The organism is Pseudomonas sp. GW821-FHT09C10, assembly GCF_059418085.1.
Genome location: NZ_JBWKPE010000007.1, coordinates 176,819 through 189,495 on the forward strand (window position 1 = coordinate 176,819; position 12,677 = coordinate 189,495).

A 12,677-nucleotide genomic window follows, 5' to 3' on the forward strand; every position below is an offset into this window, starting at 1 on the left:
GATCAATAAGGGGCTGGCGCCACTTGCCTCCTATTGCACCTATGAATTCCCAACATAAACAATATTATTCGGAAGAGTCATTACCCAAGGCTCGCAAACAGAAGAGCAAAATACATCAAGCCTTCTACCATCAGAAAGTGTAAAAGATGGATCTACTGGTTGATTCTGGGCGATCCACGACACACTTCCAACTGAAAGCCCTACCAACTCTTTAATACGTACACTTGCCTGATCATCCCAACATGCAAACAATATATCTTCATCCTTAGACACCCTCCAGGCACTACTACTGCTAAAGCTCCAACCGTCTCCAGAAACATTCAAAAAATCACCATCCCACTCAATATTATTAATACGAAGTGGGGAAAATGACATGACAAGTTTTAAAAAATCAAACATTAATCCACCTGCTCAATATGCGTTCTTTCTCTAATCCACTGTTTTCTTTCGATTTTAGAAATACCTTTAGGTGGCTGCGGTGGCTTGCCCGTTGTTGGATCTATTGGCCCACCATTAGCATTTTCAAACGAAGCCCTTTGAGGACTACGGCCATCTGCTTGCATGACACGGACACGCGAACCATCCGGCATCGTATATTGCGTGCCAACCACCTTTCCACTAGTTGGTGAGACTACAGGTTTTGATGGATAACCCGCAGTCTCAAAACTGGCAATCATCTGTGATTGACTTTTAGACAAATCAACCCCAGACGCATGCTTAATTGATGGGACTTCTTTCCCTCCACGCGCCACAGCCCGCCTATAAGCCACCACCCCCGCCGCAGTCCCCACCCCAACCGCCAGCGCAATCTTCAAATTGTCCGCAATGTCCTGCGCCTGAGCGTCGCTCAGTTCCCATTTCGCCTTGAGCGAATCGACCATCGCACCCACCGAGTGCTCGGTCGTGGCGGTCGCTAACATTTCCTGGAATTCGTAGTTGCCGTTGATGAGGTTCTGTACTGCTGCCCGGGCCTCAGGCGAGGCGTCGTCAGCGATATCGCGGATGGCGTTGAGGTTCGCCTGGGTGTTGGCGACTTCCATGGAGCGTGCGGCGCAAGAGTCGGGGTCGGCCTGGCAGCTGACTATCGCGTCAATGTCCTGCTGCAGGCTCAGTTCTATGAATTTGCGCGTCGTGTCTTCGATGCAGGAGGCGTCGGTGCATCGCGTTATCTGCTTGGCGGCTCGCTCCAGTTGGTTGTGTGACAGGTAGTTGTATTGCGTGGCGTTCTTCGCCACCCAACTGCCGGTCTCCAGCTTGGCTGCGTCCGTATCGCTCTGCGCCGCAGCCGCGAGCACGCCGACGATCTGCGAGCTCATGGTGAGCAGGTTGTCGTTGCCCTTGACCAAGTCATCCAGGTGGCCAACCAGCGCTTCGCTCGCCGCCGCAGCCAATGCGCCGGTTTTGAAGTCGCCGCCGGTGGCTTCCGCCAGCAACCCACCGACCATGGCGTGAATCACCACCTTCGGGGCCGAGCCGTCCGCCAGGAGGTTTTTCGTGTAATCCCCGACCAGGTTGAAGCTGGCGGCCGCCAAGGTGTTGAACAAGGCATTTTTCAGCGCGTCACTGACACTGCCGCCCTGCCCCAGGGCTTTGTTCAGCAACACAGAGGTGCCGTTCTGCAGCGCCTGGTTGGCTGCGAATTGGCCGACACCGCTCCAGGTGCCCAGCGAGCCGGATGTAACAATTTTGCCTATGTCGGTCTGGGTGTGGGTGCCGGTCCATCGATCGAAATGGCCCACCGTCAGCCCGGCAGTGATCGCCGAAATCCCATAGCCCTTGATGGCATCGGACGCCGTCACATCCTTGAGAACCGCACCGAGATTGCCCCGGTTATTGACCACGCTGACGCCGGCATTGGTCGACGCGCCGGTGGCTAATGCACCGACCATGGCGCCGCCGACGCCGCCCCCCGCGGCTGCCGCTGCCATGGGCCCGATGACCGCCGACATCACAATGGCAATGATCATTTGCGAGGCGGGGCCCAGCCCGGAGTGGCTGTACTTGAAGCTGTCGTGGACTTCCCTGACCTGACGCCAGTCCACGTCCCCGCGTTGCTCTGCGTCCTTGAGCCAAGCCAATTGCGGGTCGGCCTTGACCATCGCATCGATGGACTGGGTGACGCTTTGCTGGTTGACCTGCTTGATGTCGATCTTCAAACCGTCGACGGCTTTGATCGCGACGTTGCCCCCGGCAACCAGCTGACTCTGGCGCAGCGTCTCGTCAGTGCTGCCCTTGCCCTTGGATGACACCCAGAATGCGTTGTTGTTGGTCTTCTCGTGGCTCTCCTGATGCAGGTCCTTCACCGCTTCGAAGGTCACCGCTCCACCACTGGTGATGGCGATATCCGCAGCACTTTCCAGCCTGGCCCCTTGATAAAGCTGGTCACCGCCGCTGATCAGGTTGAGGTTGCCGCCTGTGGTGACCTGGCTGCCCACCGCGCGCAGGTCGGTGACTTCGTCGCGTTGGGTCTTGAGTGCGCCGAAGCTGCCTTTTTTCTTGTAGTCATACAGGCTGTAGTCGCTGTCATTGGCACTCAGCAGCTGCAACTGCCCACCGGCCACCAGATACGCATCCTTGCCGCTGCGAACCTGACTGGCGTGCAGCACGATGTCTTGCCCCGCGCTGGCGGTAAGGGTGCCGCCGGCGGTGAGCTGGCTGCCCACGTGGCGGACCTGGGTGGTTTGCTCATGGACCCTGGCGCCGCCGCGTTTGCTGTTGACCTCATGGTCGGTCTCGTTGGCGGCGGCCAATAGGTGGAGGTTGCCACCGGCGGAGACGGTCAGGTCTTTGCCGGCGTTGGCCTGGCTGGCCAATAGCGTGATGTCGCGCCCGGCGTGCAGGCTCAGGTTACCGGCGGCGTTGAGGTTGGCGCCGAGCTGTTCAGTGCGGCTGTGTTGGGTGACGCGGTGGCCGCCGTTTTCCGTGGTGCGGACCTGTTGGGTGTCGGTGACGGCGATAAGGTTGATGTCACGCCCAGCGCTCAGGCTGGCATCGCCAGCGCTGTTGATATCACCACGGTTGGTGATGTCGCGACCGGCATTGAGCGTGAGTTGCTGTCCGGCACTGATCCGGCTGGCGGTGTCGAGATGGGTGACGAGGGTGCCGTCGCCCTGATGCCTGGCGTGGGCGGTGCGTTCGTTGAGGATGTCGCCGCTCACACTGGTGAGATCGATGTGACTGCCACGGATCTCACCGGCCATCGCATTGCGGATACTGTCGCTGGCCAGCAGGCTGATGCGTTCACCGGCGCTGATCGTGCCGCCATTGAGCAGGCTGCCATCGCTGATAGCAGTCAGATCCTGCGAGGCTTTCAAGGTGCCCACGCTGACGATATCGCCACCGCTGACCAGGTTGACATCCCGGCCTTGCACCAGGCTGCCGCCCCGCAGGTTATGGGCATCGACCGTTGCCAGGTACAGCACCGGAACCAGCACGTCTTCGCCCTGCACCTGGCGCTTTTCCATCCACACGATGTCGTGGGTCAGGGCCGCCACCTGCTGCGCGGTGAGGCCGACGCCGACACTCAGTTGCAGGCTGTCGCGGGCGCTGAGGCCGTTGTCCATCAGGTAGCGGAACTGTTCCTCGTCGCTCTCCAGCCCGGCGAGAAAGCGTTGCCCGGTCTTCGCCAGCACGGCGTCACGGATCAGGCGGCTTTCGTAGTAGCCGTCGCCCAGGCGTCGCCAGGCTTCGTCGTTGTTGTAGCCGATCTTGTCGAGCAGGTACTGGGAACTGAGGAAGTTGGCAAGGTGGGTGAAGAGTGGATTGGTCTCAATCAGGTAGGGGCTGCCCGGATTCCTGCTGGGGATAAACAGCCCGTATTCACCGCTGGGCAGTTGGAATTCCGGCGGTTGGGTCAGGTCTTCGCTGAGGCGATCAGGGCTCAGTTCGAGGTCGTTGGGGTTGTGGCCTGTTTCGCCCGTCAGTTGCGCCAGGGTGTTTTCACGCAGGGTGCCGTTTTGCAGGTACTCGCTGGCCTGCAGGTTGAGGCTGCCGCCGGCTTGCAGGGTAGCGGCATAGACTGCGCGACCATCCTCGCGCCAGGTCGTGAGTGTGCCGGGGTTGCTGAAGCCCTCCCCTGTCGAGCGCGCCTTGAGTTCGGCAAAGCGCACCGGGTCGAACGGCGCATTGTTGAAGGCCGGCAGGTCGTGGAACTCCATCTGGTCCCACAGGGCTTTGTCGATGCGCCCGGGGGTGCCGATGATGGTGCTGGAAGTACCGGTCTGGGAGGCCGCGCCCTGGTTGATAAGACGGTGGGCGGCGAGGTGCATGTCGCCATTGGCGGCGAGCAGGCTGTAGCGGTTTTCCAGGGTATGCGCGTCGATACTCAGGTGTTTGCCGGCCACCAGTCGCGCGGCCTGGGTGGAGTTGGGCGCGGCGGTTTCGCGCCAGGTTTCGCTGATATAGATGGTGCCGCGCTTGAAGCTGTCGTCGCCGTCGCAGTGCTGGCCGCAGACCCACTGGATGCTGCCGCCGACCAGTTCGCGTTCGAGGGCAAGGCGGGTGCGGGCGTTTTCGAACTCGCGGGCGTTGATGTGCAGGTTGCCTTCGGTTTCCACGCTGCCGGAGAGGTTACTGAAGCGCGTGCCGGTGAAACTGAAATCACCGACGCTGTAGAGATCACCTTCGAGGTTGCTGAAATGCTCGCCGCGCACGTGCAGGTCGCCGCCGCTGAACAGCAGGCCGGTGTTGGTGACGTTGGCAGTGAGCAGGAAATGGCCTTGGCTGCCGACGCTCCCATGGTTATCCAACTGAGCGGCATTGATCTGCATATGCCGTGCTGCACTGAGCACGCCGAGGTTGTGCAGTACATCGCGCACGCGCAGTTGGATGTCTTGGCCGCTGAGGATCTGGCCGTGGTCTTGGGTGAGGTTTGATGCGCTGATGACGGCATCGCCTTTGGCGGCGATGAGGCCGGTGTTCTTCAGATCGCCATCGATCTGCAGTTGCAGATGGTGGTCGCCGAGCAGTTCGCCAGCGTTGGTGAACGTGCCGGCCGCAATACTCAGCTCACTGCCTGCGCCCACGATCTTGCCGCTGTTGTCGACGGTGTCGGCGATCAGGCTCAGATCGCCTTCGGCATGAATCGTCCCGGCGTGGTTGACGGCATGATGGGCGACAATGTCCAGTTCGCGGGCGGTGACGACCTGGCCGTTGTTTCTCAGGGTCTGGCGTGCGTCGACCCTGGCGCTGCCGGCGGCGATCCGGCCGTTGTTATCGAGGCTGCCGCTGGTGATTTCCAAGTGGCCACTGGCGTTGAGTTCGCCCTGGTTATCCAGGCGCTGGGCCTGGATGGCCAGCTGTTTGCCCGCGATACGCCGATCTTCCAGGATGCCGCTGACAACCTTGCCCTGGTTGCTGACCGAGGTGCCTTCCACGCTCACATTCCCGGCACTGGCCAGGGTTTGCCGCACCACCAGGTCACCCTGGGCCTGCAGGTCGACATCCCCCATCGCAAAGGTCGGGCCCTGCAAGTCAATCGACTCGGCCTTGGCAGTGAGTGCGCCGACGCTGGTGGTATGGGACAGGCTCAGGCCGCCATTGGCGTTGATCACAATGTCGCCGGCGGTGCTGGCCATATCGCCCGCCAGCCTTACGCCTACGCCCTGTTCAGTGCCCACCAGGCGAATCGTCCCGGCGTACATCCCGCCGAGTGCGCTGGCGTCGATGGCCAGTTGCGGTTTGTCCCGGCCATCCTCGGCATGGGCGTGGGCCTGCAAACTGTCGGCGCTGACATCGTTACGGCCGGTGATGACGGTGAGGTGGTCGGCATGCAACTGCGCATTCAGCTTGGCCGTACGGGTAATCAGGTCGAACTGGCTGACATTGCGTGCATTGAGCCCGGCGCCCTCCACTGCAATATCGCCGCCCTCTACGCGAAAGTGATCCAGCCGCCCACCCTCGATCACTGGCTTGCCGGTGGTCAATGTCGCGCGAGGCGTATTGATAAATCCGCAGCCATTGCAGGTGATGCCATGAGGATTGGCGACGATCACCCGCGCGGCCTGCCCGGCCACCTCGGTGTAGCCACCCAAGTGGCTGCGGTTGCCACCGGTGACTTCGTTGAGGATCACGCTGGCGGCTCGCCCTTGCAGGCCTGGGTTGCCGAGGATCACACCCCCCAGCTGGGTGTGTTGCGTGGCCTGGGTGGCGTTGTTGAGGATCAGCCCCTGGCTGCCGACGTTGTAGTCGGTGAACAGGTTATGGGACAGCCCGCTGCCATTGGGCCCGGCGATATTCACCACCGGCACGCCATTGGGTGCATGGCCGACGCTGGTGCCAGGGCTGGCTGGGTCCACGCTCAGCTCTGCGGCGGCGGCAACAATGGGGTTGAGGAAGATAATTCCCGCCAGGCTCAGGGCCAGGCACTGGTTAAACGGGCTGCGCACGTCCATAGGCAAGGTTCCTTGTTGTTATTAGAAAAACAGCTCGATTCGGGCGTAGATCGGGTGTTCGCGGCGTTCAACGACTGCCGGGCGCTCCAGGGAACGGGCGAGCACCAGCGACGCCGCAAGGTGAGTGCCGCGTGCGCTGAACTCCCAGGCATGGCCGGTAAGGCGCCCGGCCACCTCAGGGTTATGCGGGCCGCGGCTGATCACACCGACGTCGTAGCCAAAGCCCACGCCCACTTCGTGCACCCAGGGGCGCAGCGCATCCCAGGCAACCGGTTGGCGCCAGCGCACCTGGCTGCGCCAGTAGCCGCCGCTGTTGCCCGACAGGTTCTGTTGCTGAAACCCGCGCACGGCACCAAGGCCGCCGACGCTCAGGCGTTGTGGTCCATAGAGTTCGTCTTCGGCGTGTTGGCCGGTAGCAAGGCTGTCGACACTCCAGTACTGGCCCAGCCAGCGAAAGGACTGCAAATAGCTGAGGGTCAGGGTGTATTTCTGATAGCGCGAGGTAGGCGCGCCGCGCTGCCTGGAGAGATCGCGCTGGGCGTCCAGGGCACCGATGCCCTGTTGCCAACCGGCATCGAGATTGAGAAAGGCATTGCCGATTCGGCGGCCATGGTTGAAGCCCAGTTGACGCTCAGTGATGCGATGGCTGGAGGTGCGCAGCAGCGCGTCTTCCAGGTAGTTGCGGGTGCGCAGGTGGCTCAGGCCCAGGTTAAATGCCGTCTTGCCCAGGTTATCGCGGTGCAGCACGCGTTCGGCGCGCAACTGCTGGCTGGAGGTCTCACCCGACAGCGCAAAGGCAAACCCGGAGAGGTCGTTACGCGTGCGGTAGTAGCTTTGGCCGTGGCTGAAATTGAAGGTCCACCAACCATACGGCAGGCTGTAGAACAGGTTCTGGCTGTGGGAATGGCGCCAGCGGTCGCTGACGGTGTCGCGGTTGGCCCGCAGGTTCAACTGATCCGCCAGGCCCAGGGGGCTGTCCCAATCCAGGCCGATACCGGCCTGCTGGCGACCGGTGCTGGTATCGCCATGGTTGTTACGGTTGGCCGAGACGCGCCAGGGTTTGAGGCGCTCGCCTTTAAGCGTCACGCGACTGCCGCCCACCGCCTGCCCCGGCAGGACCTCAAGCTGCGGCTGGCGCGAGGGCAAGCGCGACAGTTGATCCACCCATTGCTCCAGCTCACGCAGGTCGAGCACCTCACCCACGGTGCCGGGGAAGGTCATGGCGGACTCCAGCGGGCTGGCCAGCAATGAGCTGTCGAGTCCTTCAAGACGCCCTTCCACCACAATGATGGTCAGCTCGCCATTTTTCAGGTCCTGCTGCGGCAGGTAGGCGCGGGTGGTGACGTAGCCGCGATGCAGGTAATGATCAGTGAGACTTTTGAGCGCTGCGTTGAGTTGAGGCACCCCCAGGCAACGCCCCTGCCAGGGTTCCAGCAGCGCCTGCCGCTGGGCCGCCGACAGCAACGCAGCGCCTTCGACATTGATGCGCGTGAGGGTGATGCACTGGCCGTCGTCCAGCGGCGCGGGGGCGGTTGGTGCAGTGATCTGGCCCGGCAGGTGTTGCAGGTCTTCAAGGCGGCGACGCTGTTCTTCCAACACTTTCTGCTGACGCTCACGGGCCAGTTCACGGTCGCCGGGCGACACGGTGGACGCGGCATAAAGCGGACCTGAAAGCAGCGCCATCCCCAGCAGCGCAGGTCGGAAAACAGCTGGCATCCCTTCACCCTCACACAGGTACTCAAATGGAAAGAGCACCCATGCTGCCGAGGCTGAAACGCTTAAGGAAAAGAGGAAAAGTTACAAAAAGTTCGGCGTTTTTGACGTCGTCGCCCTGCCTGTCACACAGCCGTTCGAGGACTGTCAGAGGCTTCCGAACAATGTAAGTCGAAGGAAGAAATCGGATAGGCAGTGAGACTTGAAGAGCGTGTTTCCTGGTTTTTTCATACGTTAAAAATCTCTTCCCCTACAAACAAAAGAGAAAATTCAGAGAAGATAAGAAAGGAGGTCTGTCAGAGGGGGAAGACCGGTCGCTCAGCCCATGAGCACACAGGCATACCTGAAAGCGACAGGCGTAGAACAACGGGTGATCGCGGCTCTTTTACAGCGTAAAAATCGGAGTTACCCGACGAGCGGCAGGCCTCAACTCAACAACACCACCCCACCCGGCAACTCCGTACACTTGGCCCCATACGCATCCCGAATCAACAGCGCCACCCCTGCCAACTGCTGCAGGCTGAACCGCGCCTGGACGCGCCGTTGGCCGAGTTGCTTGTTGAGCAGCACCAGCATCCCCGGGCGGTAGCGGTTGATCTCATCCACCACCGTGGCCAGGGTGGCGTTGTTGAAGACCAGCACCTGTTCGCGCCAGGCCACGACCGCCTGGGTGTCCACCACCACCGGTTCGCCCAGGCCGGCCGCGTCGTAGCTCAGTTGCCGGCCGCTTTCCAGGCGCACGCTGCGCCCGGCCACGGCCACCGACAGCCAGCCCTCGATACAGGTCACGCACACCGTGCGGTCGGTGTTGCGCAGATTGAAACGTGCCTGCGCCGCGCTTACCCAGCCTTCGCCCGCCAGCACCTTGAGCGGTTGTGCGGAATGGGCGATCACCTCGACTTCGCCTTCGAGCAATTCAAGCCCCTGGCCCACGCGGCTGACGCGCGTCTGGGTGTTGAGTTCGAGGCTGACGCCGTCGCTTAACAGCACTTGGCGCTGTTCGCCGACTTCGGTGCGATAGTCCGCCGTGAGGCCGGCAAAACCACCGGGGGAGCCGACCTGCACCATGAGCATGGCGGCCGATGCGGCAATCGCGCCGCCCAGGAACGCCCGGCGCCCAAAGCTGCGCGGTTGCGAGACTTGCTCAAGCGCCGGGGCCAGTTGCTGCCACATCGCCTTGGCCTGCTCGAACGCCTGGGCGTGCTCGGGGCTTTGCGCACACCAGGCCTTGAGCGCCTTGGCATCGGCCACGGTGGCGCGGCCCGAGGTCAGCAGGAGCAGCCAGTCGCGGGCTTCATCGTGCAGGGGGCTGGCGGCGGATTGCCGAGTGGCACTGAGGCTAAAAATGTTCAAGCGCGCAAATACTCACGGTTTTATCAGGGACTCGACTCTAAGACGGTTTTCCGGCCCCGGGACCGAACCGCTGGATCACTTTTCTTTCCAGGCGCTTGGCGCAGTGGCCCAGGGCGGCCTTGATTTCCTTCTCGACCATGCGCGTGGAAATGCCGAAACGCTGGGAGATTTCCAGGTGCGGCGCTTCTTCCAGGCGGGCGGCGATGAGGATCTTGCGGCGGCGGGCCGGCAGTTCGTAGAGCGCCTTGACCAGGGACTGGATTTCTTTCTGGCCGCCCACCACCCGTGACGGGTCCTGGGCTTCGTCGGCACTTTGCAGCAGTTCTTCCACCTCGCTGCCGGTGAGCAGGCGCGCGTCGGCCTGGCGGCGGTCGGCGGCGATGTTCAAGGCCATGCGGTACAGGTAGGCATTGGGTTGCGCCAGGTTGGGCGGCACTTCCATGCGGTCGACCCGCAGGTAGGTTTCGTGCAGCACATCGTTGGCCAGGTCCTCCGAGCCCAGGCGCTTGCGCAAACGCACCTTGAAGTCGTCATAGGAGGCCAGGAACAAGCCGACCATCGTACTGTGCCCGGTATTTTTCATCCGCCCCAGGCTCCGTTTGCTGCTGTGCATTCCATGCGCATTCCTGTGGTGTCGGGCATCAAAAGTAAAGTCACCGGTTGGCGCAGCGAGCTCGGCGCCGGTCGTTCGACCCGCGTGGTGCCCAGGTTGCGTACCAGTGCTTCATCGCGTTGTTCGTCGCCGGTGGAGCTGACCAACCGACTGTGTTCGATCAGCCCTTGGGGGTTGACCCACACCTGTACCAGCGCGCGGAAACTGCCGGGCCGGGTCAGCGGCGAGCGGCACAGGCTGGTCTCGATGGCCTGCTGCAAGGCCGTGGCGTAGCTGTTGTTGATCCGTGCGGCGTTGCGTGCCGCCGCACCACGGGCGGCAGGCGGCTGGCTGACCGCGGGCAACTGCAAGGTGAACGCATCATCGCGTGCATAACGCGCCATCAGGCCACTCCCCGTCAGCAACATCGCCAGAGCCTCCTGCGCCGTAAAACGTCCGCGCACACTGATGGAACGCCGGCCCCGCGTCAGTTCGCGGTCGACCAGCACTGCCATTCCGGTGGCGCGGCTGTACGCTTGCAGTGCATGTTCCAGGTCCTGCGCCGGCAGGTTCAACAGCAGCAGCGGTGACTCCGCCTGCGCGACGCGACCACCGGCCAGCAGCAACAGCAAGACCAGGGCGCATACGGCGCGCCTCCAGCCCCCCTGTTCACCCCCTGCTCTGCATCGCTGCACGGCCGACGCGCCCTAGAAAACCGTCATCCTGAGGCCAATTTATGAACCTGATGTTACGGTGATAGCAAAAAAAACATCACGGTGACGAGAGGCCCGCTGCACTAGACTTGCACACCAACCGGCCCACCCCCTCGGGCCCGCCAGGAGGCCTTGATGAAACGCTTACCGCTCCTCGCCAGCCTGTTGCTGTGCACGGCCCTGCCCTTGCACGCCCACGCCGGCAACTGCGCCGACGTCTCGGTGGATGGCTACAAGGCGCCCGACTATGGCTGCCTGAGCCAGCAGATGGGCAACGATACGAATGCGGCCAAAGCCGCGAAGAAAAACCGCGAGGCGCAAGGCATTGCCGTGGAAAAACGCCAGCCGAACAAGGTCGGCCTGGCCACCCCGGCGGCGACCAGCGTGCGCATGGGCAATACCTTCGGCACCTCGGTGAAGCCGCAGCGGCCTTGAGTTGTTCGATGACTGTTTGAGCAACACAGCACCCATGGGGGAGGGGCATAGGTATCTACACAACTTTGTCTAAACGCTGTTCCCCCCGGCACATAGGGCTGTTGTGGTGAGCGGGCTTGTCGAATCGTCGCACCGCCCGCGCCGGGCTGCGAAGCAGCCCCAAAACCAGCCCCTACAGAGTGTCTGATACACCGCGTTCTTCTTTCCTGGGGCTGCTTCGCAGCCCAGCGCGGGGCAAGCCCGCTCACCACCACCACCACCACCACCACCACCACCACCACCACAGTTACAGTGTTCCTCCTTAACTGACGGGCATTTGGGCAAGCCCCCTCCTACATTGCCCCCAGTGTTTCCCGGAGCAGTTTTCAAGCCGCGTGGCTTTCCTTTTTCAAGCTGTCCATATCGATCACGAACCGGTACTTCACATCGCCCTTGAGCATGCGCTCATACGCCTCGTTGATGCCCTGGATGTCGATCATCTCCACGTCCGAGACAATCCCGTGCCTGGCGCAGAAGTCGAGCATGTCCTGGGTCTCCTGGATGCCGCCGATCAGCGAGCCGGCCAGGCTGCGGCGCTTGAAGATCAGGTTGAACACCGTCGGCGACGGGTGCGGGCTGTCCGGGGCGCCGACCAGGGTCATGGTGCCGTCGCGCTTGAGCAGGTTGAGGAACGCGTCGAGGTTATGCGGCGCGGCGACGGTGTTGAGGATGAAGTCCAGGCTGTTGGCGACCTTGGCCATTTCGTCCGGGTTCTTCGACACCACCACCTGGTCGGCGCCCAGGCGCAGGCCGTCTTCACGCTTGTTGGGCGAGGTGGTGAACAGCGTGACATGGGCGCCCATGGCATGGGCGATCTTCACTGCCATGTGCCCCAGGCCGCCCAGGCCCACCACACCGACCTTCTTGCCGGGCCCGACCTTCCAGTGATGCAGCGGCGAGTAGGTGGTGATGCCCGCACACAACAGCGGCGCGACGGCGGCCAGGTTGGAATCGTCGTGGGAGATGCGCAGCACGAACTTCTCCTTGACCACGATGCTGTCCGAGTAGCCGCCAAAGGTATTTTCACCGCCGAATACCGGGCCGTTGTAGGTGCCGGTAAAACCGCTCTCGCAGTATTGCTCCTCGCCCTCGGCGCAAGAGGCGCAGTGCTGGCAGCTGTCGACCATGCAGCCGACACCGGCGAGGTCGCCGACCTTGAATTTCTTCACATTGCCCCCCACCGCCGTCACGCGACCGACGATTTCGTGGCCGGGTACCGACGGGTACAGGGTGTTGTTCCACTCGTTGCGCGCGGTGTGCAGATCGGAGTGGCACACGCCACAGTAGAGGATGTCGATCTGTACGTCGTCCGCCCCCGGCGCGCGGCGCTCGAAGGTAAAGGGCTTGAGGGCATCCGTGGCGTTCCGGGCGGCGTAGCTGTAGGTCTTGGCCATTTCGTTCACCTGTGTGATCTGACGGTAGAGGTCAGTGAACCAGCAT

The 12,677-nt window shown here is 62.2% G+C and carries 8 protein-coding genes; 1 reads left to right on the forward strand and 7 read right to left on the reverse strand.

Going from position 1 to position 12,677, the window contains the following annotated elements:
• Positions 1–39 precede the first annotated feature (39 nt).
• The 6 genes from AC07OT_RS15625 to AC07OT_RS15650 form a co-directional block, all read right to left on the reverse strand.
• Positions 40–399, reverse strand: coding sequence for a hypothetical protein (locus AC07OT_RS15625; RefSeq protein ID WP_495108440.1), 360 nt, complete (start codon positions 397–399; stop codon positions 40–42).
• Positions 399–6,392, reverse strand: coding sequence for a two-partner secretion domain-containing protein (locus AC07OT_RS15630; protein WP_495108441.1), 5,994 nt, complete (start codon positions 6,390–6,392; stop codon positions 399–401). Before AC07OT_RS15630 ends, AC07OT_RS15625 begins: the two co-directional genes overlap by 1 nt.
• Positions 6,393–6,413: 21 nt before the next feature.
• Positions 6,414–8,108 (reverse strand): ShlB/FhaC/HecB family hemolysin secretion/activation protein, encoded by a 1,695-nt coding sequence (locus tag AC07OT_RS15635; RefSeq protein ID WP_495108442.1) that lies wholly within the window; start codon positions 8,106–8,108, stop codon positions 6,414–6,416.
• A 423-nt stretch (positions 8,109–8,531) separates the two neighbouring features.
• Positions 8,532–9,458 carry a FecR family protein gene (locus AC07OT_RS15640; RefSeq protein ID WP_495108443.1) on the reverse strand — a complete coding sequence of 309 codons (927 nt, stop codon included), beginning with the start codon at positions 9,456–9,458 and terminating at the stop codon, positions 8,532–8,534.
• A 37-nt stretch (positions 9,459–9,495) separates the two neighbouring features.
• Positions 9,496–10,041, reverse strand: a complete 546-nt coding sequence (locus AC07OT_RS15645) for an RNA polymerase sigma factor (protein ID WP_027607555.1) — start codon at positions 10,039–10,041, stop codon at positions 9,496–9,498.
• Positions 10,038–10,682: a secretin and TonB N-terminal domain-containing protein gene (locus tag AC07OT_RS15650; RefSeq protein ID WP_065939841.1), complete on the reverse strand. Its 645-nt coding sequence runs from the start codon at positions 10,680–10,682 to the stop codon at positions 10,038–10,040. Before AC07OT_RS15650 ends, AC07OT_RS15645 begins: the two co-directional genes overlap by 4 nt.
• A 216-nt stretch (positions 10,683–10,898) precedes the next feature.
• Between AC07OT_RS15650 and AC07OT_RS15655 the strand changes: the two genes are divergently transcribed.
• Positions 10,899–11,198: a hypothetical protein gene (locus AC07OT_RS15655; RefSeq protein WP_169899901.1), complete on the forward strand. Its 300-nt coding sequence runs from the start codon at positions 10,899–10,901 to the stop codon at positions 11,196–11,198.
• A gap of 365 nt (positions 11,199–11,563) precedes the next feature.
• On the opposite strand, the gene AC07OT_RS15660 is transcribed toward AC07OT_RS15655, so the two are convergent.
• The gene (locus tag AC07OT_RS15660; RefSeq protein ID WP_115488567.1) at positions 11,564–12,631 is read right to left on the reverse strand and encodes an NAD(P)-dependent alcohol dehydrogenase; all 1,068 of its coding nucleotides are present in this window, start codon (positions 12,629–12,631) and stop codon (positions 11,564–11,566) included.
• Positions 12,632–12,677 lie beyond the last annotated feature (46 nt).

Excerpts from the sequence above, each read along its gene's own strand:
- AC07OT_RS15660 (WP_115488567.1), bottom strand. The coding sequence starts at position 12,631 with ATGGCCAAGACCTACAGCTACGCCGCCCGGAACGCCACGGATGCCCTC.
- AC07OT_RS15630 (WP_495108441.1), bottom strand. The coding sequence starts at position 6,392 with ATGGACGTGCGCAGCCCGTTTAACCAGTGCCTGGCCCTGAGCCTGGCG.
- AC07OT_RS15645 (WP_027607555.1), bottom strand. The coding sequence starts at position 10,041 with ATGAAAAATACCGGGCACAGTACGATGGTCGGCTTGTTCCTGGCCTCC.
- AC07OT_RS15655 (WP_169899901.1), top strand. The coding sequence starts at position 10,899 with ATGAAACGCTTACCGCTCCTCGCCAGCCTGTTGCTGTGCACGGCCCTG.
- AC07OT_RS15625 (WP_495108440.1), bottom strand. The coding sequence starts at position 399 with ATGTTTGATTTTTTAAAACTTGTCATGTCATTTTCCCCACTTCGTATT.
- AC07OT_RS15635 (WP_495108442.1), bottom strand. The coding sequence starts at position 8,108 with ATGCCAGCTGTTTTCCGACCTGCGCTGCTGGGGATGGCGCTGCTTTCA.